22 protein-coding genes and 1 riboswitch are annotated in these 19,740 nt (G+C 67.2%); of the genes, 9 read left to right on the top strand and 13 right to left on the bottom strand.

Annotated elements, in window-relative coordinates; genetic code table 11:
* Together QFZ60_RS09140 and QFZ60_RS09135 are read right to left on the bottom strand one after the other, a co-directional pair.
* Positions 1-543: a PadR family transcriptional regulator gene (locus tag QFZ60_RS09140; RefSeq protein ID WP_307089928.1), complete on the bottom strand. Its 543-nt coding sequence runs from the start codon at positions 541-543 to the stop codon at positions 1-3.
* Between the two features lie 127 nt (positions 544-670).
* Positions 671-1,474, bottom strand: coding sequence for a thioesterase family protein (locus QFZ60_RS09135; RefSeq protein WP_307089926.1), 804 nt, complete (start codon positions 1,472-1,474; stop codon positions 671-673).
* A gap of 159 nt (positions 1,475-1,633) precedes the next feature.
* On the opposite strand from QFZ60_RS09135, the gene QFZ60_RS09130 reads away from it, so the two are divergent.
* Positions 1,634-2,311 carry an endonuclease/exonuclease/phosphatase family protein gene (locus QFZ60_RS09130; RefSeq protein ID WP_056336513.1) on the top strand — a complete coding sequence of 226 codons (678 nt, stop codon included), beginning with the start codon at positions 1,634-1,636 and terminating at the stop codon, positions 2,309-2,311.
* Positions 2,312-2,346: 35 nt separating this feature from the next.
* On the opposite strand, the gene QFZ60_RS09125 is transcribed toward QFZ60_RS09130, so the two are convergent.
* Together QFZ60_RS09125 and QFZ60_RS09120 are read right to left on the bottom strand one after the other, a co-directional pair.
* The gene (locus tag QFZ60_RS09125) at positions 2,347-2,862 is read right to left on the bottom strand and encodes an NUDIX domain-containing protein (RefSeq protein ID WP_142122072.1); all 516 of its coding nucleotides are present in this window, start codon (positions 2,860-2,862) and stop codon (positions 2,347-2,349) included.
* A gap of 66 nt (positions 2,863-2,928) precedes the next feature.
* The gene (locus tag QFZ60_RS09120) at positions 2,929-3,120 is read right to left on the bottom strand and encodes a DUF1918 domain-containing protein (RefSeq protein WP_142122074.1); all 192 of its coding nucleotides are present in this window, start codon (positions 3,118-3,120) and stop codon (positions 2,929-2,931) included.
* Positions 3,121-3,193: 73 nt separating this feature from the next.
* Here QFZ60_RS09120 and QFZ60_RS09115 point away from each other — a divergent pair, with 73 nt between their 5' ends.
* On the top strand, positions 3,194-3,739 hold the full coding sequence (locus QFZ60_RS09115) for a metallophosphoesterase (protein ID WP_307089922.1): 546 nt from the start codon (positions 3,194-3,196) through the stop codon (positions 3,737-3,739).
* A 114-nt stretch (positions 3,740-3,853) separates the two neighbouring features.
* On the top strand, positions 3,854-4,747 hold the full coding sequence (locus QFZ60_RS09110; RefSeq protein ID WP_307089921.1) for a glucose 1-dehydrogenase: 894 nt from the start codon (positions 3,854-3,856) through the stop codon (positions 4,745-4,747).
* 63 nt (positions 4,748-4,810) lie between these two features.
* Here QFZ60_RS09110 and QFZ60_RS09105 read toward each other — a convergent pair whose 3' ends face one another.
* Genes QFZ60_RS09105 through QFZ60_RS09085 form a run of 5 tightly spaced genes read right to left on the bottom strand, consistent with a single transcriptional unit; the run spans position 4,811 to position 7,610 of the window.
* Positions 4,811-5,257, bottom strand: a complete 447-nt coding sequence (locus QFZ60_RS09105) for a DUF1810 domain-containing protein (RefSeq protein WP_307089919.1) — start codon at positions 5,255-5,257, stop codon at positions 4,811-4,813.
* A gap of 36 nt (positions 5,258-5,293) precedes the next feature.
* Entirely contained in the window at positions 5,294-5,815 is a 522-nt protein-coding gene (locus QFZ60_RS09100) for a DNA alkylation repair protein (RefSeq protein WP_373427671.1), read from the bottom strand.
* Positions 5,816-5,820: 5 nt separating this feature from the next.
* Entirely contained in the window at positions 5,821-6,180 is a 360-nt protein-coding gene (locus QFZ60_RS09095; RefSeq protein ID WP_307089916.1) for a TraR/DksA C4-type zinc finger protein, read from the bottom strand.
* A gap of 21 nt (positions 6,181-6,201) precedes the next feature.
* Complete coding sequence (locus tag QFZ60_RS09090; protein ID WP_307089914.1) at positions 6,202-7,095, bottom strand: hypothetical protein; 894 nt, start codon at positions 7,093-7,095, stop codon at positions 6,202-6,204.
* The gene (locus tag QFZ60_RS09085; protein ID WP_307089913.1) at positions 7,056-7,610 is read right to left on the bottom strand and encodes a hypothetical protein; all 555 of its coding nucleotides are present in this window, start codon (positions 7,608-7,610) and stop codon (positions 7,056-7,058) included. Before QFZ60_RS09085 ends, QFZ60_RS09090 begins: the two co-directional genes overlap by 40 nt.
* A gap of 205 nt (positions 7,611-7,815) precedes the next feature.
* Positions 7,816-7,983: riboswitch (cyclic di-AMP (ydaO/yuaA leader) on the top strand.
* Between the two features lie 3 nt (positions 7,984-7,986).
* Here QFZ60_RS09085 and QFZ60_RS09080 point away from each other — a divergent pair.
* Entirely contained in the window at positions 7,987-8,829 is an 843-nt protein-coding gene (locus QFZ60_RS09080; RefSeq protein WP_307089910.1) for a LysM peptidoglycan-binding domain-containing protein, read from the top strand.
* A 103-nt stretch (positions 8,830-8,932) separates the two neighbouring features.
* On the opposite strand, the gene QFZ60_RS09075 is transcribed toward QFZ60_RS09080, so the two are convergent.
* From QFZ60_RS09075 to QFZ60_RS09060, 4 genes are read right to left on the bottom strand one after another with little or no spacing between them, the layout of a single operon-like run.
* Entirely contained in the window at positions 8,933-10,399 is a 1,467-nt protein-coding gene (locus QFZ60_RS09075; RefSeq protein ID WP_307089908.1) for a YdiU family protein, read from the bottom strand.
* Positions 10,383-11,330 carry a ribonuclease Z gene (locus QFZ60_RS09070; protein WP_307089906.1) on the bottom strand — a complete coding sequence of 316 codons (948 nt, stop codon included), beginning with the start codon at positions 11,328-11,330 and terminating at the stop codon, positions 10,383-10,385. Before QFZ60_RS09070 ends, QFZ60_RS09075 begins: the two co-directional genes overlap by 17 nt.
* Positions 11,323-11,847: a DUF664 domain-containing protein gene (locus QFZ60_RS09065; RefSeq protein WP_307093275.1), complete on the bottom strand. Its 525-nt coding sequence runs from the start codon at positions 11,845-11,847 to the stop codon at positions 11,323-11,325. The genes QFZ60_RS09070 and QFZ60_RS09065 overlap by 8 nt, the downstream gene beginning before the upstream one ends.
* Positions 11,848-11,889: 42 nt before the next feature.
* The gene (locus QFZ60_RS09060; protein WP_307089904.1) at positions 11,890-12,321 is read right to left on the bottom strand and encodes a hypothetical protein; all 432 of its coding nucleotides are present in this window, start codon (positions 12,319-12,321) and stop codon (positions 11,890-11,892) included.
* Between the two features lie 301 nt (positions 12,322-12,622).
* On the opposite strand from QFZ60_RS09060, the gene QFZ60_RS09055 reads away from it, so the two are divergent.
* From QFZ60_RS09055 to QFZ60_RS09035, 5 genes are all read left to right on the top strand, one after another.
* Positions 12,623-13,489 carry a universal stress protein gene (locus QFZ60_RS09055; RefSeq protein ID WP_307089902.1) on the top strand — a complete coding sequence of 289 codons (867 nt, stop codon included), beginning with the start codon at positions 12,623-12,625 and terminating at the stop codon, positions 13,487-13,489.
* Between the two features lie 61 nt (positions 13,490-13,550).
* Complete coding sequence (locus QFZ60_RS09050) at positions 13,551-15,302, top strand: DUF4389 domain-containing protein (RefSeq protein ID WP_307089899.1); 1,752 nt, start codon at positions 13,551-13,553, stop codon at positions 15,300-15,302.
* A 74-nt stretch (positions 15,303-15,376) separates the two neighbouring features.
* Entirely contained in the window at positions 15,377-15,844 is a 468-nt protein-coding gene (locus tag QFZ60_RS09045; protein ID WP_307089897.1) for a universal stress protein, read from the top strand.
* Positions 15,845-15,887: 43 nt separating this feature from the next.
* On the top strand, positions 15,888-16,910 hold the full coding sequence (locus tag QFZ60_RS09040) for a polysaccharide deacetylase family protein (protein ID WP_307089895.1): 1,023 nt from the start codon (positions 15,888-15,890) through the stop codon (positions 16,908-16,910).
* A gap of 12 nt (positions 16,911-16,922) precedes the next feature.
* Positions 16,923-19,739, top strand: coding sequence for an HAD-IC family P-type ATPase (locus QFZ60_RS09035; RefSeq protein WP_307089893.1), 2,817 nt, complete (start codon positions 16,923-16,925; stop codon positions 19,737-19,739).
* The last annotated feature ends 1 nt before the right edge of the window (position 19,740 follow it).

The following is a 19,740-nucleotide window of genomic DNA, read 5'->3' as shown; positions in this document are numbered from 1 at the left end:
TCAGTCCTGGGCGAGGATGGAGTAGAGCCGCCGGCGGGCCTCGTCCAATACCGCCACTGCCTGCTGCACCTGTTCGGGTGAGCCTGTCCGGCCTACCTGCGCAGCCGCCTGCGCCAGTTCAATCCCGGCCTTGGGGAGGGACCCGATCCCGCCGCCGCCCGTGGCAGCCGCGGGGTCCCAAGGCGCAGATCCATGCTGGGCCGCCACCTCCTCGCGGCCGGCTTCGGTCAACGAGTAGATCTTCCGCCCGTTGGATTCCTCGGCGCTGATGGATCCTTCATCGGCCAGCAGCTGCAGGGTGGGATAGACGGAACCTGCGCTCGGCTTCCAGCTGCCGCCGCTGCGCTCCTCGATCTCCCGGATGATCTGGTAGCCGTGCATCGGCCGTTCCGCGAGGAGGGCCAGCACCGCTGCCCGCACCTCGCCTTTCCCGGCACGGGTTCCAACCCGCTTTTCAAACCGGGAGCGCAGCTCCTCCACGGCCTGCCACATGCCGTCCAGGTTGTTCCCGCCGAATCCCCCCACAGGGTGTGAAGCACGCATGATGAACTCCTTTGCCGATCGCGAACGATATACAACGATACTCAGCGATATATGCCGTGCGCATAGCCGGGGACAAAGGCACAGACGGCGGCAGTGGCAGGATCTGCGGATCAGGATTTATCCAGCGTCAGGACTTGCGCAGCGTCAGGATCTGTTCAGCCCGCCCGAACGGGCCCTGCCGGTCGTGCAGGACGGTGGACGTGAGACCGATTCCGTCGCGGCCAAACGACACCGCGTTGTCCAGTCCCAGCCATTCGCCCTCCGGCCGGCGGTACATGTGGATCTGCAGGTCCAGGTTGGGGAACGAGTAGCTGTCCTTGCCCGGCGGCACGCGGGCGGCGATGCCGTTCGCGGTGTCCACGAGGCCCATGAGCCGCGCGAAGTCCCCGCTGTCGGCACGGTCGGTGAGGGGGTGGTCGGTGCGGAGCCACACTTTTCCGGCCCCCGGACGGTGCCCTTCGGCCACCCGCATCTCAAGGGACCGGATGTAGCCTCCCGGCCATACGGCGGCGCCATCGTAAGGCTTGCATTCGTCAGGGCCGGGTATTGCAGCATCCTCGATGGCGGCCACCTCCGCGGTGTCACTGGTCTGCAGCCGCCACCCCGTGGCGCGGATCGCGGTGCGGCCCCCCGCCACCAGCTCCGCCTGCACCAGCTCGATGGTCCTGCCGGGGCGCAGCGTGGTGGTGTCGATACGGAACTCGCCGCCCGGGATCAGCCCAAGGATTTCGTAGCTGATCCGGCCCATCCGCATGTCCTCACGCGGCTGGTGCCGTTCCAGCACATCTGCCATGAGCCCCGAAGCGGGAGCCATGTGCTGTTCGTGGACGTTCCATGCACCCTGGGCATGGATGGTGGACCGAAACCGGCCATCGCCGAGTTCCTGGTAGTAGAAATTGCCTTCGGCGAGCTCGGGCAGGTCTGCAGTCAAGGCTGGCCCCTTACGGAAAGTCAGTGAATTGCCAGTAACTCTATCCCGAGCCGGCCGTGGAGGACGCGCTGCAGCAGGCAACGAAATGTTGGAGGGTGCGGCGGGCAATCGGACTAGAGTAAGGAACTGGTCCTGTCAGCAACCCTCAAAAGAGGTTCCATGCGCGTCATCAGCTACAACCTCCGCAAGCACAAGGCCAGCGGCGAACTTCTCGCCCTGGCCAGGAACCATGACATCGATGCTCTCTGCCTCCAGGAAGTGGATTCCAGCGACCTTCCGGAGACCCTTGGCCCGCTGCATTTGGCAGATGTCACCAAGGGCAACCGGCTGGGGCTTGCCATCTATTACCGGACCAGCCGCTTCACGGCACTGGACACACAATCCTTTGCCTTGAAGAAATCCATGCATGACCGGGTCCTGGCCCCGGCCCATGAGCGGCTCATTGGAACCCGGGTCATGGACAACGAAACCCAGCATGAACTGGTGATCGGCTCATTCCACGCCGCCCCGCTGACGGCCTCAAACTCACTGCGCAGGAAGCAGATCCATGCAGCGCATGCCGAACTGCTGAGCATGGGCAAGGGCCTGATGACGCTGATGGTGGGCGACTTCAACTACCCGTTCTTCACCAAGAACCTGGACATGCACATGAAGAACTCAGGGTATGCCCTCTCGCTGAGCAACAGGCGGACCTACACCCGGTACAAGGTGTTCAAGGGCCATTTCGACTTCGCCACGTCACTTGGCCTGGATATCGCCAGCGTGGAAACCCTGCCGCGTGGCAACTCCGACCACCTGCCCATCCTCGTGACCGCGGAGTACGGCGAGGGCTACTAGCCCGGAACGCGGTCAAGCACTAGACGCCTCGGCGCCTACCAGGACGCGTCGGTATCCAGCCTCGCCAGCAGGTCCGGCCAGGAAGCCGCAAATCCGGGGTGCAGCTCCAGGGAGTCCACCTCGGCCACCGGGATCCACAGCAGGGCGATGCTTTCAGGATCGCTGATGACGGGTTCGAAGGATTCCCGCACCCGCACTACCACCGTGGTGTAGGACCAGTAGCCATGGTCCAGCACCGAGGTGAACAGCACCTCCACGCTTTCGGACGGGACGGCAGCCTCTTCGTAGGCTTCGCGGAGGGCGCCGTCCACCGGCTCCTCGCCCTCGTGCAGTGCCCCGCCGGGCAGTCCCCAGGTTCCACCGTTGTGGCTCCAGACGGCACGGTGCTGCAGCAGCACGCCTTTTGCGGGGTCGTAGGCCAGGACGCCGGCTGCGCCGAACCTGCCCCAGTACCTGCCGCGCTCCCCTTCCACCCAGGCGTCGCCCGGGTCGCGGGGACCGGTGCGGGGCGGCGGAGTGGAGGACGTGCTGGCGGACGGGAAGAAATCCATTGCTCCAGTCTGACAGGTGAAGCAAGGACAGGTGAAGAGAAGCACCGGCAGGTGTACGCCGGACCCTCAGGTCTTGTGCCCGTGGTCGACGGCGAAATCGCCGCCGGGGTACATGACCGTTTCGTGCCCGTCGTCGAAGCGGACAACGTAGGGTGGGCTGCCCCCCTCACCACGGACTTCCAGGATCACCCCGTGCCGGTCCGAGGACCCCACGGTCCTTCCATGCACCACGATGCGGTCGCCTTGGGCTGCCTCCATGGCCATCACCTCCAAGCCCCCAGATTACGACTCATGACCGCACGCGAACAGGGCCCCATGGCAGGATTCCGGTATGGCGTTGAACCTGGTCCTGATTGCCGATACGCACGTGCCCAAACGCGCCCGGAACCTGCCCCGGCAAGTGTGGGACGCCGTCGACAGTGCCGACGTGGTGTTCCACGCCGGCGACTGGGTGGAGGCGGCGCTGCTTGACGAATTCGAGCGCCGCAGCAAACGGTTCCTGGGCGTTTATGGCAACAATGACGGCCCGGAACTGCGCCGCCGCCTGCCCGAAACCGCCACCGCCACCCTCGGCGGGGTCCGCTTTGCGATGGTCCACGAGACGGGCCCGGCCAAGGGCCGGGAACTGCGGTGCGAGGCGCTCTACCCGGCTGCCGATGTCCTGGTGTTCGGCCACAGCCATATTCCCTGGGACACGGTGTCGCCGAAAGGGCTGCGGCTGCTGAACCCCGGCTCACCCACGGACCGCCGCCGCCAGCCTGCGTGCACCTTCATGCAGGCCACGGTTGACGCCGGGCAGTTGGCGGAGGTGCGGCTGGTGGAAGTTGAGCGCGGCCGAGCAGCCCAGCCGCTTGGCAGGAAACAGAGTCTTGCCTAGGCTAGGAACCGTAAGCATGCTTAGCTTTTTGCCCCCGTCACGGCGCAAACCGCAGCCTGCTTCAGTTTCCGGGGCGACGAAACCGCCCGCGTCCGCACGAACAGGAGGACCACCATGACTGACCAGTACACTTTCCGTAATCCCGTGACTGCCTACGAAACAATCTCCCCGCCCAAGCAGCACCAGCCCGAGCCGGGCCTTGATGCCGAACTGGAGCCCAAGGCCGACCTCGGCGAGGAAACCTACCGCGGCACCGGCCGGCTGGAAGGCCGCCGGGCCGTCGTGACCGGGGCGGACTCCGGCATCGGGGCCGCGACGGCGATCGCCTTTGCGCGGGAAGGCGCCGACGTCGTCCTTTCCTACCTGCCGCAGGAAGAAGAGGATGCCTCGCGCATCGCCGGAATCATCGAAGCGGCCGGCCGCAAGGCCGTCAAGGTGCCCGGTGACCTCAAGGACTCCGCCGCGTGCCGCGACCTGGTGGACACGGCGCTGGCCGTCCTGGGCGGAGTGGACATACTGGTCAACAACGCCGGGAAGCAGGTGGCCCAGGAGGACCTGCAGGACATTACCGACGAGCAGTTCGACCACACCTTGAAGACCAACGTCTACGCGATGTTCTGGGTGACCAAGGCCGCCGTGCCGCACATGCCCGCAGGTTCCACGATCATCAACACCACGTCCATCCAGGCCTACAACCCGTCCCCCACCCTGGTGGACTACGCCACCACCAAGGCGAGCATCAACAACTTCACCAAGGGCCTGGCCCAGCAGCTGGCACCCAAGGGCATCCGCGTAAACGCTGTGGCTCCCGGTCCGATTTGGACTCCCCTGCAGGTCAGCAGCGGCCAGCCCAAGGAGCAGCTGCCGGAGTTCGGCCAGTCCACGCCGCTGGGCCGTGCCGGCCAGCCTGCCGAGCTGGCCCCCGCCTACGTCTTCCTGGCGTCCCCGGAGTCCAGCTACGTGGTGGGCGAAACGCTGAACGTCAACGGAGGCAGCCCCACTCCTTAACAGCTCCCACGGCGTTAACAGCTCCCACGGCGTTAACAGCTCCCACGGCGGTCCCGGGCGCGGTCAGCCGGCCGCGTCCCGGTCCGCCAGGAGCTCGTCGGTGGCGGGGTCGGGTTCGCCGTTGAAGAACTGGGCCAGGACCGTCTTGAACACTGTTTCTCCGGGTGCCGCCCGGAGAAACAGTGTCATGGAGGAGCGGAGTTTCTTCGCGTCGATGCCGCCAAAAATGTCCTCGGCTGACTGGTCGGCGTGGTTGGCCAGGACCACAGCGCACTCCAGCAGCCGCGGTCCCAGCACCTCGTGGTCAAGGTACGCCCGGGCTTCAGCCAGGGACGAAATGGCAAATTTGCGCGACATGGCGCTCTGCCCCAGCCCGGCAATCTGCGGGAAGATGAACCACATCCAGTGCCCGGACTTCCTGCCGACCTGCAGCTCCCCCAACGCCTGCTCATAGGCTCCGCCGGTGTTCTGCGCGGCAACAAAGCGCTCAAGGTCAAACGGCTCATTCATGTGGATCTCCTTGTTTGGCCTGTTGAGAGGTTCAATTTACAGGGTCAATTCCTTTGACAGGGCACCGGCCGCCGCCCGCAGTTCGGGGTCCGGGTCCTCCCGCCACCGCGCCAGCACCACGCCGGCCCGCTGCCGTTCACGCTCCCCCAGCCCTGCCAGCAGCGGCACCAGGACATCGGAGAGCAGAGGCTCCGTGAGGTCCGCTGCCTGGGCTGAGCGAAGGAAGCCTTCCAGGCGGGTCAGGTCCGAATGCCTGAGCAGGCGCACCTTTGACTGCAGCAGCACGACGGCGGCCAGGCGGCGCTCGAAAACGGGGCGCGATCCGGGCCTTGGCTGCCCCCACAGGGCGGAGGCAAGCATCACGGTTCCATCGTGGTCCAGGTCCTTGAACTTGCGGAGGGCGTCGCGGACCGTGCCGCGGACGGCCCCTATGGAGGAACCGTAGGAGGCCAGCACGCCGCCCAGCCGGTTGCCGACGTCGTCTGCGCGGTACCAGGCGCCTTCGTTCTGCAGGGTCCGGTCCACGAAATCCGCCGCAGCGGACACAACGTCCGCCATCTCCGTCACCGTCCGCGCCCCGAGGAGGCGTGCAGGATGCAAAACGGGGTCCAGGGGCGTGCCTCGAGCCTTCCTTCGGCGATGGGTTCCCCGCAGACGGCGCAGGTTCCGTAGCTTCCCCCGGCCAGCCTTGCCAGGGCCGCTTCGATCTGGTCCAGGCCGGCCGAGCTCTGCTTCAGGAGCGCCGATGCCTGCGAAAGTTCGAAGGCGATCGTGGCGCCCTCCGGATCATGCTCGTCGTCGACGTTCGAATCCTGGCGGGCCGAATTCGCCGCGGCGATGTCTGCGCGCAGCACCGGCAGCAGCGCCACCCGCCGCGCCCGCTCCTCTTCGAGCAGCAGACGGAACCGTTCGAAATCTGGCATGGGGAAAGCCTAGCGCGTCAGTCAGTACCAGTTCAGGGACGTGGAATGGTTCCACGCCCCGCAGGGCGAACCGTAGCGGTCACGGATATAGCCAAGGCCCCATTCGACCTGCGTCCCGTAGCTGGTCAGCCAGTCGCTGCCGGCGCTGGCATACTTGCCCGGCGGCAGCGCCCGGGCAATCCCGTAAGCTCCGGACCAGGCGTTGGTGGCGGTGGTCAGCCAGTTGGATTCCTTGGTCCACAGCCGGGCCAGGCACAGGAACTGGTCCTGGCCCCATCCAAAGGCAGCAGGGCGTCCGGACGCGTAGCTTTTCGCCCCGGCCGGATCGTTGACAGCTCCACCGGGAACGGAAGGAACGACGACGGCGGGCGGGCTTGGCAGGGCCGGCGCCGTTGGAGGCGCATCCGGAACGGCAGGAGCTTGATGGTTGGCAGGCGCGGCCGGTGCCGAATTGGCCGGTGCCGGATCCACCTGGACGGGATTAGCGCCAGTGGCAGCTGGGGCGCCGGGCTGGTGGGGCTGCCGGGCGGCAGCCGTTGCGGCCTTGGCGGCAGCTTCGGCCTGGCGGCGGGCTTGCTCCTCCGCGGCGGCGCGCTTGGCCGCCTGGGCCGCCTCGTAGGCCGCCCGCGCTGCCTGGCCTTGGCGATACTCCCCCTCAAGGGCCGCCGTCGTACCCCTCAGGGCGGCAAGCTGGGCAGTCAGCCCGCCACCGTGCTGCTGTTCCCCGGCCACCTGGCGGTCCAATGCGTCCCGGGCGGAACGGGCGGCCTCGGACTTGGCCCTCGCCTCCCCGGACAGCCGTTCCCGCTCACTCCTGGCAAGCTGTTCCTGTTCCCTGAGCGCAGCGGCAACCTTTCCTGCCGCTGCCGCCTTATTCACCAGCGCAGCAGTCTTATCCCCTGAAATCTTGACCACGTTGAGCCCTTGCGTGCTGTTGGTCCCCAGGGCATCGAGCGCCACGAAGAATCGGTGTTGGTCCCGCCGGTCTTGTACGACTGGACGGCCAGGGCGCCGATGTCCTTCCGGTACCGGGCCAGCTGGTCGTCTGCGCGGGCTGCCTGCGCAGACACGGTCTCCAACTTCGACGCAGCCACCTGAAGCTCCGCATTCGCCGCGGCGTGGTCGGCGGCAGCCCGGACCGCCGCATCCCCGGCCGCCTCCGACTGCTCCTGGAGACCGCTGAGCAGCCCGTTGATCGCGGTGATCTCCGCGGCCTTTGCCGCTTCGGACGATTGTGCCTGCTGCACCTCTGCCCAGGAGGGGTATCCGCCGGGCGGCCCCTCCTCTGCTGCGGCCGGCAGTGCGGTGGCGCCGGCCAGGGCGACAGCCATCAGGCCGCGAACAGCGGGAACGGCCGCTTTGTAACGAACAGGGGCATAGTTCCGCAGCCTACCGCCGGGTGCCGCGGTGAAGCAGTGGCCTGTAGCCACACTGTTACCCTTTCGGCGCCATTTGCCCGTTTCCTGTCTTGCGGGGTCAGCGCCGAAATCCGAGGTACATCAAGACGTTTGCGGAATTGAGAGGAAAACCTCGTATGTTATCCAAATGTGACAATGACCCTGAGAGCGGGTTATGGTCTTTGGGTGTCCCTCTCAGACGGGACATTCCCATCAGTATGCCGAGCCCTGCCGCTGATCATGGGATTCACCGTTTCCAGATGGCAGGGACGGGGGAACCAAGTTTCCACGGCCACTTGTGGCCTTGGGGTTAAGTCGGTAGAGCTCCGCTTGCGGAGCCGCTACCGGCCGGGCATCTCCAGCCCGAACCCGACAGCTCACCCCGCAGGCATGGGAGAGGCGATCAACCGTGTCAAAAAATTCCATTACTGCCCGTCACCGCGCGACTCCGGCCCGCTCCATTGTGCTCGAGGGCCTCGCCGTAACCGCCAAGTCCCAGGCCCGCTCGCTGGGCCGCCCGGCGCTCGCAGTTGCTGCAGCGTCAGGCATTGCATTCGGCGTCGGAGCCCCGGCCCATGCAGGCGTCACCGGTCCGGACACCACTGAGAACACCAGCGTCCAGGCGTACTCCGCACCTGCAGCCCCGGCAGCAGCACCCGCCGCCGCAGCAGGCAACGTCCACACCGTCGTAGCCGGCGACACCATCGGGGCCATCGCGGCCGCCTACGGCGTCAGCCTCAACGACGTCCTGTCCGCCAACGGACTGGGCCTGTCCTCAATCATCTACCCCGGTGACCAGATCCAGATCCCCGGCGCAGGCTATACCGCAGCACCGGCTCCGGCCCCTGCCGCAGCTCCGGTCCAGGCCGCGGCCGCAACCGCACCGGCGAACACCGGCATGAACATGTCCTACGCCTCCGCCACCCCGCTGGCCTCCACCGGCACGGGAACCGGCGCTGCCATCCTGGCATCGGCTTACAGCCAGGTTGGCGTGGGCCAGGACTGCACCGCAATGGTTGAAAAGGCCCTGCGCTCCGTCGGCAAGTCCGTCGGCGACCTGGCCCCCACCCAGTTCTTCCAGTACGGAACCGTTGTCAGCGCCCCCGCCCCCGGTGACCTGATCATCACCTCCGGCCACGTTGGCGTTTACGCCGGCGACGGCCAGGTTGTCAGTGGCGGCGTCAACGGCTACAGCACCGAGGTCCACTCCATCAGCTGGCTCGGCGGCTACTCCGCAGTCCGCGTAGCCTAGTCTCCGCGGCGCTTCGCGGCAGCGAAGCCAGTCACAACAGGAGGGCGGCAGCCGGGTATTCCCGGCCGCCGCCCTCCTGTCGTTTTCCCACTGGCACCAGCCGTCAGGTCCCGCAGAAGGTCATGTAGTTGCCGAATTCTTCAGGGGCACCCTCGGCGTAGCGTTCCAGCCCGGGACGTTCGGTAAAGGGGGCACCGATGGCCTCGAGCAGCTGCTGCAGGGGCGCGAGGTTTCCTTCGGTGGCAGCTGCGAGGGCTTCCTCAACCAGGTGGTTCCGGGGAATGTAGACCGGGTTCACGCTGTCCATCAGTTCCGCATCGGGTTCCATGGCCTGCCACCGCTCCGCCCAGGCGTCGAACGCGGCCAGGTCAAGGACCATGCCGCGGACGGGACGGAGGTCGCCCCGGGCGGCCTTGCCCAGGTTACGGAAGAACAAGGTGTAGTCCACCGGGCCGTCCTTCAGGATGGCGATGGCATCGTCCACCAGGGCTGAGGAGTCCTCGCCGCTTTCCGCGCCGCTTCCCAGGCCCAGCTTGCGTTTCATACCGCCGGACCACGCCTTGCTGTACTGTCCGCGGAACCCGCCGAGCACTTCCACGGCCGGGGCAACCGCCTTTTCCTGGTCCTCGTCGATGAGCGGCAGCATCGCCTCGGCGAGCCGGGCAAGGTTCCATTCGGCAAGCACTGGCTGGTTGGCATAGGCGTAGCGTCCGCTGACGTCGATGGAACTGTAGACGGCGGCGGGATTGAACGCGTCCATGAACGCGCACGGGCCGTAATCGATGGTTTCCCCTGAGATGGTCATGTTGTCCGTATTCATGACACCGTGCACGAATCCCACCAGCATCCACCGGGCCACCAGTTCTGCTTGGGCGGAGACGACGGAGCTGAACAACGCAAGGTAGGGGTTTTCGGCTTCGGCAGCGTGCGGATAGTGCCTGCTGATGGCATGGTCCGCCAGCCGCTTCAGGAGGTCCAGGTTTTCCGTGGCGCGCGCGTACTGGAAGCTGCCAACGCGCAGGTGGCTGCTTGCCACCCGTGCCAGGACGGCACCCGGCAGCATGCCGTCACGCCGGACCTGCCGGCCGGTTGCCACCACGGCGAGCGAGCGGGTGGTGGGAATGTGCAGGGCGTGCATGGCCTCACTGACCACATATTCACGGAGCATGGGCCCGACGACGGCACGTCCGTCCCCGGCGCGGGCGAAAGGCGTGCGTCCCGAGCCTTTGAGATGGACGTCCAGGAGGCGGCCGCTTTGGTCCGTGACCTCCCCCAGCAGCAGCGCACGTCCGTCACCGAGCAGGGGTGAGTAACCGCCAAACTGGTGCCCCGCATATGCCTGGGCCACCGGAGTGGCGCCAGCGGGTATGTGATTGCCCACCAGGAGCCGTACCCCTTCGCCGCTGCGGAGGTACTGCGGATCGAGGCCCAGGTCCCGTGCGAGCTTGTCGTTCAGGACCAGAAGCTTGGGACTGGGTGCTTCCTCGGCCTGCCAGGGAACGGCGAGTTCGGCCAGTTCCCGTGCGAAACGGCCGTCAAAAGTGACCGTGGATTCAGCTGATGCCGTCATGGTTTAACCCTATCGCCGTAGTTTCGCCTGCCGCTTCCCGCATCTGTTGCCGTCGATGGGGAACGGCAATGCGCTGCAGGTCCTCAGCAGCAATGACCGTGGTTTCCGGAGCCCGGGCCCTTGCCTGCTCTGCGAGGTGGGAGACGTCGTTTCCGTACCGTGCTGAAAAGTGCGTGAGCACCAGCGTCCGGGCCTTCCCTGACGCCGCCAGTTCGCCGGCCTGCCCGGCGGTCAGGTGCAGGTATTGCCGGGCCAGGCCGGCGTCGTCGTCACTGAACGTGGACTCCGTGACCAGCAGGTCGGTGCCCGCTGCCAATTCTTCTGCACCGGGACACGGTGCGGTGTCCATGATGAAGGCAAACCGCTGGCCCGGCCTGGGAATGCTCACGTCCTCCATCCGGGCTGTCCCCAGGGCCCCCTGCCGCTGGAGCCGCCGGACGTCCGGCCCTTCGATGCCCGCCGCCCGGAGCCGTTCCGGCAGGAAGGTGCGGCCTTCGGGCTCGGTGAGCAGATAACCGTACGTCTCGATGCGGTGCTTCAGGGGCCGGACCTCAAGGCCTTCCGCCACGGGCCCGGCGCCGGAGTGCGGGTGCAGCCGCAGGTCGATGCCGGGAGAGCTGACGGCCACCAGGGCCTGGACCACATCGCCGCCGGACGCCGGATAATGCAGGTGGACCGGGTGCCGCACCCCGTCCAGGGCCATCCTGGAGAGGACTCCGGGCAGGCCGAAACAATGGTCCCCGTGCACGTGGGTGAGGCAAATCCTGGTGATGCTGCTTGCCGCTGCTCCGGCATGGATCATTTGGCGCTGGGTGCCCTCGCCGGGATCGAAAAGCAGTCCTTCGCCGTCCCAGCGCAGCAGGTAGCCGTTGTGGTTCCTCGTACGGGTGGGGACCTGTGATGCGGTGCCCAGCACCACGAGTTCACGCACCGCCGGTGGCCGCCGATGGGCCGTGCAGCCCTTTGGCGTAGGCGGCCTGACCGGCGTGCTGGAGGCAGTCCCCCAGGATACTGACCAGCCGCACTCCGAGGGTGACGGGCGGATCCCAATGCCGGTCAACCACGAGGTCCAGGTCGGAATCATTGATTCCTTCCACCACCTTTGCCGTCTGCCGGTGGACGGCTTCGTAGTACTCCTGCAGCAGTTCCCGGGATGCGCGGACGGCGTCCACCTGTCTGCTGGAATGGCCGTAACCCGTGTCGCTGTCCGCCAGCGGGAGGCCAAAGCGGGCAACGAATCCCCCTGCCGTCCAAACCTGTTCCAGTCCCGAAGCGGCGGCAACCTGCGCATCTTCCACCCGGCCGATGTGCCAGACGAGCCAGGCGATGGAATTGCCGTGACCTTCGGTGCGGTGCTGCAGCTGCCCCTCATCCAGCCCGTCAAGTACCTGGCCCACGAGGCCGGGGATACGGCCGAAGGCTTCCAGCAGCAGTTCCTTGGATTGCATCATTCTCTTCCCCGTGGGCCCGGGCCGGCAGGTCCGGCCTTGCTAGCGTTCCAGGTCGTCGGGCTCAAACTCGCTCAGGGGTGAGCCGCCGAAGTTTTCCTCATCGTCGCTGGCGTCTGCTTCCAGGCCTGTGGGGTTTTCGCCGAAATCGACGTCGGCCGCTGCTTCACCCAGCGTGGGGGTGTCCGGCGGCACCTGCTCATCGCCCGAGCGGTACCGCGCCTGGGCACTTTCGTCGCGCAGCGTCTGGTCGCTCAGGAAGTCCTGCTCTTCGCCCGAGACTGCCTCGTCCTGCAGCAACGGGTCTTCCTGCCAGCGGTCCGGGTTGTTTTCGGCTGCCCCGGGGTAGCTGTCCGGTTCCCCCATGACAGGGTCGAGCTCCAGTGACGACGCCGCGCCCGGAGTTTCGTCGAGAAGTATGTCGTCTTCCTGCACGACTTCCAGCTCGTCGTCGGGGAGGTTCTGTTCAGTCATGATGGTGCCTTTCTCTTTAAGTCCGGCGGACAATAGTAAGCATACTGAGGAACTGTGCCGCCTGTGAACCTTCGACGCTCCAGGGCACCTCACCCCAGCCCCCTAAATCATCCATCGATTGCTCCGTAGATGTCGTTTTCAGGCCCCAAAACGACACGTACGGAGAAATCGATGGGGTGACCGGGGCAAGCAGGGGGCGCTGAGCAGCGCTTCCGTGACTTTTGGCCCTAGAGTGCCGGTGGCGGCGGGGCCAGTCTGGAACGGCAGGAAGACCAGTTCACGATGAGCAGGAAGTGCCGCCATGACATCCCAGAAACCCATCGCTGTGGGCACCAACGATTCAGCGCAAAGCCAGGCTGCGGTCCTCTGGGCAGCGCGCCGCGCCCACCGCGCAGGCCAGCCGCTGGTGATCGTCCACGTGGTGGACGACCGGTGGGTTGCCGAACCTTACCCTTGGTTTGGAACACTCCAGCAGGCCGGTGAGGAACTGCTCAAGACCGCCGCGGGCCGGCTCGAAGGAAGCGTGCCGGTTACCCCGGCCACGCTACTGCTGACCGGAAGTGTGGGCGGGCAGCTGGCCAAGTTTTCGAAGAAGGCCTCGATGATGGTCATCGGCTCAGGCAGCGGCCACCTCGGCGGCGCCCTCGCGGACCGTGCACTCCAGGTGGCCACCGCAGCCAAGGTCCCCGTCGCCGTTATCGGGACCCAGGACCTGGAAGCCCGGTCCGGTGTGGTGGTAGGCGTGGACGGATCCGCCGAAGCCACGCAGGCTGTCGCCTTCGCCGCCGCCGAAGCAGACCGCGATGGCGACGAACTTACTGTCGTCTATGCCGTCAATGCGCCCGATCCCGTCATCGACGCCGGCCTGACGCCGGCTGCGCTCGCGGACCTCATCGTGGACGAGGAACGGGTTGTGCTTTCTGAAACCGTTGCCGGGCTCAAGGAAGACTACCCGGACCTGACCGTGCACCAGCGGCTCGAAAGCGACAAGGGCGCGGTGGACGCCCTTGTAGACGCCGCGGCCGGAGCACGCCTGCTGGTGGTGGGCAGCCGCGGCAGGGGCGCCTTCAAGCGGCTGCTGCTCGGTTCCACCGCACATGGCGTGCTGAAGCACCTTCCCTGCCCCACGATCATCACGCGGACTGACGCCGTCCAGGGCACCATCTAGGCCTGGACCGCCTGCCGGTCCTTCTCCCCGTTCCACATATCCGCCAGGAAAGGTCCACATTATGAAAAAGCCAGCCGCCATCATCATGCTGGTCCTCGGGATCCTGATCACCATTCCGGGGCTGGCTGCGCTGGCGGGAGGAGCCGTGGCGTCGGCGGTGGGATCCATCCAGGGGGACGGCTTCCTGACCTCCGGCACATCGCGTTTTTCCGTCAATTCCTTTGCCCTCACCTCTCCACGGGCCGATGCCATTGGCGAGGATGTTCCCGGCAGGCTTCCCTTCGACATCGGCACCCTGCGCCTGCGCGTTAATGCAGTGAGCCCCGACAAACCGGTGTTCATCGGCATCGGCCCGCAGGCCGACGTCGAACAGTACCTGTCAGGTGTGCACCACTCGGAGCTGCTCAACATCCGCCAGAGGCCCTTCCGCGCCGAATACCGCGACGTTCCGGGTGGAAACCCCGCATCACCACCGGCTGACCAGCGCTTTTGGACCGCATCCGTGTCAGGCCCCGGGGAGCAGGAGCTCACCTGGAACATCACCCCGGGCACATGGGAAGTAGTAGTGATGAATGCCGATGCCTCCTCCAGCATCGACGTCCAGGCGCAGGCCGGCTTCCGCTCGGACCTGATCCGGCCGGCAGCCACCGGCCTGCTGGTGGGCGGGCTCATCGCCCTGGTGATCGGTATTCCCCTCATCATCTTCGGCGCCATGGGACTGGGCCGTCATGCCGCGCGGCCGACCGGCGGGCCATCAGCCGGAGGACCAGGCATGGCAGGACCGGGGATGGCAGGACCGGGGATGGCAGGGCCGGCGATGGCAGGGCCGGCGATGGCAGGACCGGGGATGCCGGCGCCGGCGATGGCAGGACCGGGGATGGCCGGGCCAGGCCAAGTGCCGGGGGCTCAGGTGCCGGCCGGGCAAGTATCAGGAGGGCAAGTATCAGGAGGACAGGGACCAGCACCGGCGCCGTGGGGCCAGCCAGGGGCGCAGGCCGCACCGGCAGCACCGGGGGCGCTCCCGCCGCAACCGTTCACGCCGGCCGAAGACCGCCGCGGCTACCCCGCACGGCTGTTCGGCGCCATCGATCCCGGGCTGTCCCGGTGGATGTGGCTGGTCAAGTGGTTCCTGGCCATCCCGCATTTCATCCTCCTCTTCTTCCTCTGGTTCGCGTTTGTCATCACCACCATCGTGGCGGGATTCGCCATCCTGTTCACCGGCCGGTATCCGAGGGCCCTGTTCGACTTCAATGTCGGCGTCATGCGGTGGAACTGGCGGGTGGCCTTCTACGCCTACGCCGCCGTTGGTACCGACCTCTACCCGCCGTTCACCCTCAAGCGCACCAATTACCCGGCCGACTTCGACGTGGACTACCCGGAGCGGCTGTCCCGGGGCTTGGTCCTGGTGAAATGGTGGCTCCTGGCGATCCCGCATCTGCTCGTAGTGGCCGCGTTCACCAACACTGCCTGGCGGTGGCGCGCAGACAACAACTACTTTGGAACAACCTATGAACAGAGTGCGGGCCCGTCCCTGCTGGGGCTGCTGGTCCTGATCGCGGCAGTGATCCTGCTGTTCACCGGCCGCTACCAGCGCCCGCTGTTTGATTTCATCCTTGGCGTTGACCGCTGGATCTACCGGGTCCTGGTGTACACCGCGATGATGCGGGACGAATATCCACCGTTCCGGCTTGACCAAGGGCCCCTCGAACCTGAGTGGCCCGAAGCGGTGGCTCCCGCCGCGGCAGCACCCCAGGCCGCGCCGCCGTCCGCCGGTGGACCGTCCGCCGGTGGACCGCCCGCCGGCGCGCCATGACCTTCGGCCCTAGCCCCGCCGCGGGGCTGCGGGCAGGATGGGCGTGACAGCGAAGGTCGGAAGAGGGAGCAGACATGAGCATTGCCGGGGCACCAATTGCCAGGATCGTGGTAGGCGTCGACGGATCGGAGCCTTCCGTGGAGGCGCTCCGCCAGGCCCAGCGGTTTGCCACTCCCCTCGGCGCCAAGGTCCAGGCCATCGCCTGCTGGGAGTACCCGCAGGTGTACTCCGGCTACGTCATGATGGGCATTGAAGGCTTCGAGGAGGGCGCGAAGAAGATCCTGGACGAGGCAATGGAACAGGCCTTCGGTGCCGAACTGCCGGCCAATGTCAGCGCAAGCCTTGTCAGGGGCCAGCCCCGCGAGGCGCTGATCGACGCAAGCCGCGATGCGGACATGATCGTGGTGGGGCGCCGCGGGCACGGCGGATTCGGCGGACTGCTCCTGGGCTCCGTCAGCTCAGCCGTCGTGGCCCACGCCCACTGCCCCGTGCTGGTGGTCCACACTCCCGAGGGCGGGGCCCACGCCGCCCAGGGTTCCTGACCAGCCCGGCGGCGGGGGAAGCCACTGACGTCCAGGGCGGGTGATGGCATTGCCGTTCAGTGAAGCACGACGGCGGACGGTCGCCATAGCGCTCGCCGCCGCCCTGGTGGTCCTTGCCATCGCCCTGGCCCTGTTGCTGCCGGCCCTCACGGCCGGTCCGCCGTCGGCTGCGCCGTCCGCCTCACCGGCGCCGCCTTCCGCACCTCCCAGCCAGTCCACACTCCCCAGCCCGTCCAGCCCCACGGTCCCGGCCGATTCGCCTTCCGGCCAGCAGGGCCCACAGGAGACGGAGACGCCTGAAGCCGGCCAGATTCCGGTGGAGCCGCCCATCACGGTCCCTCCCGTTCCCGCACCGCAGCCCACGCAGGCTCCGGCCGAACCCACGCCGCCGGAGGAGCCCGCCGCTCCCCCGCAGCCGGCGCCGTTTCCGGACTCCCTCCGCGGCCAGGACCTGACCGTCATCCCCGGGGCGGGGCGCATGGTTGCCCTCACGTTCGATGCCGGCGCCAACGCTGCGGGACTGCCCAGTATCCTGTCCACGCTCTCCACCAAAGGCGTTGCCGGGACCTTTTTCCTGACCGGCAACTGGGCCGCCAACAATCCGCAGTCCGTGGCACGGATCGTGGCCGCCGGGCACCGGGTGGCAAACCATTCCATGACCCATCCCGGCTTTACCGGACTGGGCAACGAGCAGATCACCCAACAGGTGCGGGGCGCCGAGCAGACAATCCTCGCAGCAGGGGCCGATCCAAGGCCGCTGTTCCGCTTCCCCTACGGCGAACGGGACGCCCGAACCATCGCGGCGGTGAACTCGCTGGGCTACGTGGCAGTCAGGTGGACCGTTGACACCCTGGGCTGGAAAGGCACCAGTGGAGGTGCCAGCCTCCAGTCAGTGGCCGACCGCGTCCAGGCGGGGCTGCAGCCGGGCGAGATCGTCCTCATGCACATCGGGTCCAACCCGGATGACGGCACCACCCTTGACGCCGACGGCCTTCCCCAGGTCATTGACCGTATTGCGGCCGCGGGCTACGGTTTCGCCACCCTCGACGCCCTGCTGGGGCAGTGAAAGCCCGGCACCATGGCGAAGACCAGGCCCTCCCGGGGCGGGGAAGTGCGTCCCCGGCGGCCGGAACCCGCCACGCGGCGCCGGCCGGACAATGCCCCTGATCCGGCACACCATGGACTCCCCGTCCATGAAGTGGTCCTGCTGCTGGAAACGGATGCAGCAAGGGGCCTGGGCCAGGAAGAGGTAGCGCGCCGGCGAGCCCAGTTCGGCCCGAACGAGCTGCCCCGGTCCAAGGGCGGGGGCATTGCCCGCAAGCTGGGACGGCAATTCAACAACCCGCTGGTCTATGTCCTGCTGGCCGCCGCAGCCGTGACCGTGTTCCTTGGCGAATTCCTGGACGCGGGCGTCATCCTCGCGGTGGTCCTGGTCAACACGGCGATCGGCTTCATTCAGGAAATCCGGGCAGAAGCGGCCCTGGACGCACTGCATTCGCTGGTCCGCACACATGCCGCGGTCATGCGCGGCGGCGAACGGCGGCCGGTTCCCTCCGAGGACCTGGTCCCCGGGGACCTTGTGCTGCTGGAGGCAGGCGACAAGGTACCGGCTGACCTGCGCCTGGTGCGGCTGTCCGCCTTGCGGGTGGACGAATCCGCGCTCACGGGGGAATCGGACCCCGTGTCCAAGGACGAGGTAATACTGCCGAAGGTCACGCCGGTGGCAGACCGGAGGAACATGCTGTACAGCGGTACCTTGGTGACCGCAGGCACCGGAGCAGGCATCGTCGTCGCCATCGGCGGCGAAACCGAACTTGGCGAAATCCACCGCCTTATGGGGGCGGTCCGGCCGGTGGCCACGCCGCTGACCCTGAAACTGGCACGCTTCAGCTCGACCCTCACCATAGCCATCCTTGCCCTCGCCGCCGTGGCCTTCCTCGCCGGCCTGGCACATGGTGAGCCGCCGGGGCAGATGTTTACTGCCGCCGTCGCGCTGGCCGTCGGAGCCATTCCGGAAGGCCTCCCCGCCGCCGTCACGGTGACGCTTGCCATTGGCGTCCGCCGCATGGCGCGCCGCCGCGCCGTGGTCCGCCGGCTGCCGGTGGTGGAAACACTGGGCAGCACCACGGTGATCTGTTCTGACAAGACGGGCACCTTCACCGAGAACCAGATGACAGTCCGGGCACTCTGGACGCCCTCGGGCACCTATGACGTGACTGGTTCAGGCTACGGACCTGCGGGAGGCATCACCCCGTCGGCATCGCGGCATCCCGGCGGCACCGACCAGCATGTGACGGCCGCGCCGGAGCATCCGGCGGACGGGGATGCAGCGCTGCAGTGGTCCCTTCTGGGCGGTGGAGCATGCAACGACGCCAAGGTGCACAGGGAGGGATCCACCTGGCAGGTGCGGGGTGACCCCACCGAGGCCGCGATGCTGGTGGCGGCAGGGAAAGGCGGGATGGACGTTGCCGGCTTCCTGGCCGCCAATCCGCGGCAGCAGGAACTGCCGTTCACGTCGGAGCGGCAGTTCATGGCCACCCTGCATGGTTCCACGCTCCCGGAAGGGGGCGGCCTGGTGTTGGTCAAAGGTGCTGTGGAACGGATCCTTGACCTCTGCTCCCATGAAATGGACACGCACGGCGCCAACAGACCTGTCCGCAGGCATGCCGCGCTCAATGCCGCGCACGCGCTCGCAGACAGCGGACTGCGGGTCCTGGCCACCGCCATGATGCGCCTTCCCGCCGAGGGCCGGCCCCTTGCCGGGATCGAATTGCGGGGCCGGATGACCCTGACGGGGCTCCAGGCCATGCACGATCCACCGCGGGAAGCGGCCGCAGCTTCCGTGAAGGCGTGCCAGCGCGCGGGCGTGGCGGTGAAGATGATCACCGGAGACCATGTGCGGACCGCGGTGACGGTGGCGGCAGCGGTGGGCCTGGCCGCCGACCGTGACACCGGGACGGCCCTGACAGGCATGGAGCTGGACGCCATTCCGGCAGATCAGTTTGCCGGCGCGGTGGAACGGGCAACGGTTTTCGCCCGGGTTTCGCCGGAACAGAAACTCCGCCTTATCGGGGCCCTCCAGTCCCGCGGACACGTGGCCGCCATGACGGGGGACGGCGTCAACGACGCCCCTGCCCTTCGGCAGGCGAACGTGGGCATCGCCATGGGGCGGACCGGAACGGAAGTGGCCAAGGAGGCATCGGACATCGTCCTGACCGATGATGACTTTGCCACCATTGAGGCCGCGGTTGAAGAGGGCCGGAACGTCTTCGACAACCTGACCAAATTCATCGTGTGGACCCTGCCCACCAACATGGCTGAGGGGCTGGTAATCCTCGTGGCCATCCTCCTGGGGGCAACGCTGCCCATCCTGCCCACCCAGATCCTGTGGATCAACATGACCACCGCCGTGGCCCTTGGACTGATGCTGGCCTTTGAGCCGAAGGAACCGGGGTTGATGTCCCGTCCGCCCCGGCCGCCGGGCCGGCCCCTCCTGACGTGGGCCCTGACCGTGCGGATCCTCCTCGTTTCGGCGCTGCTGGTCGCAGGAGCCTGGTGGCTGTTCGAACACGAACTGGCCGTTGGCGCATCCGTTGCCCAGGCCCGCACGTCCGCCGTCAACCTTTTCGTGGCCGTGGAAGTCGCTTACCTCTTCAGCTGCCGGTCCCTGACCCGGCCGGTCTGGCGGATCAGCCCGTTCAGCAACCGCTGGCTCCTTGTCGGCGTCGCGGTCCAGGCCGCCGGCCAAGCAGCCCTGACCTACGCACCGCTGATGAACGGTCTCTTCCACACCGCCCCTATCAGCGGGGAGGCCTGGCTGCGGATCCTTGGCCTCGCCCTGCTTGCCTCCCTGGCCGTCGCCGTGGACAAACGTCTGCGGCGCCGCGGTTTCTAGT

The organism is Arthrobacter sp. B2I5, assembly GCF_030816735.1.
Taxonomy (GTDB): domain Bacteria; phylum Actinomycetota; class Actinomycetes; order Actinomycetales; family Micrococcaceae; genus Arthrobacter.
This window is presented reverse-complemented; position numbering and strand designations above follow the sequence as displayed.

What these genes read in the sequence shown, in the direction of transcription:
- QFZ60_RS09140 (WP_307089928.1), bottom strand. Translation starts at nt 543, where the DNA reads ATGCGTGCTTCACACCCTGTGGGGGGATTCGGCGGGAACAACCTGGAC.
- QFZ60_RS09130 (WP_056336513.1), top strand. Translation starts at nt 1,634, where the DNA reads ATGCGCGTCATCAGCTACAACCTCCGCAAGCACAAGGCCAGCGGCGAA.
- QFZ60_RS09125 (WP_142122072.1), bottom strand. Translation starts at nt 2,862, where the DNA reads ATGGATTTCTTCCCGTCCGCCAGCACGTCCTCCACTCCGCCGCCCCGC.
- QFZ60_RS09120 (WP_142122074.1), bottom strand. Translation starts at nt 3,120, where the DNA reads ATGGAGGCAGCCCAAGGCGACCGCATCGTGGTGCATGGAAGGACCGTG.
- QFZ60_RS09115 (WP_307089922.1), top strand. Translation starts at nt 3,194, where the DNA reads ATGGCGTTGAACCTGGTCCTGATTGCCGATACGCACGTGCCCAAACGC.
- QFZ60_RS09110 (WP_307089921.1), top strand. Translation starts at nt 3,854, where the DNA reads ATGACTGACCAGTACACTTTCCGTAATCCCGTGACTGCCTACGAAACA.
- QFZ60_RS09105 (WP_307089919.1), bottom strand. Translation starts at nt 5,257, where the DNA reads ATGAATGAGCCGTTTGACCTTGAGCGCTTTGTTGCCGCGCAGAACACC.
- QFZ60_RS09100 (WP_373427671.1), bottom strand. Translation starts at nt 5,815, where the DNA reads ATGGCGGACGTTGTGTCCGCTGCGGCGGATTTCGTGGACCGGACCCTG.
- QFZ60_RS09095 (WP_307089916.1), bottom strand. Translation starts at nt 6,180, where the DNA reads ATGCCAGATTTCGAACGGTTCCGTCTGCTGCTCGAAGAGGAGCGGGCG.
- QFZ60_RS09075 (WP_307089908.1), bottom strand. Translation starts at nt 10,399, where the DNA reads ATGACGGCATCAGCTGAATCCACGGTCACTTTTGACGGCCGTTTCGCA.
- QFZ60_RS09065 (WP_307093275.1), bottom strand. Translation starts at nt 11,847, where the DNA reads ATGCAATCCAAGGAACTGCTGCTGGAAGCCTTCGGCCGTATCCCCGGC.
- QFZ60_RS09060 (WP_307089904.1), bottom strand. Translation starts at nt 12,321, where the DNA reads ATGACTGAACAGAACCTCCCCGACGACGAGCTGGAAGTCGTGCAGGAA.
- QFZ60_RS09055 (WP_307089902.1), top strand. Translation starts at nt 12,623, where the DNA reads ATGACATCCCAGAAACCCATCGCTGTGGGCACCAACGATTCAGCGCAA.
- QFZ60_RS09050 (WP_307089899.1), top strand. Translation starts at nt 13,551, where the DNA reads ATGAAAAAGCCAGCCGCCATCATCATGCTGGTCCTCGGGATCCTGATC.
- QFZ60_RS09045 (WP_307089897.1), top strand. Translation starts at nt 15,377, where the DNA reads ATGAGCATTGCCGGGGCACCAATTGCCAGGATCGTGGTAGGCGTCGAC.
- QFZ60_RS09040 (WP_307089895.1), top strand. Translation starts at nt 15,888, where the DNA reads ATGGCATTGCCGTTCAGTGAAGCACGACGGCGGACGGTCGCCATAGCG.
- QFZ60_RS09035 (WP_307089893.1), top strand. Translation starts at nt 16,923, where the DNA reads ATGGCGAAGACCAGGCCCTCCCGGGGCGGGGAAGTGCGTCCCCGGCGG.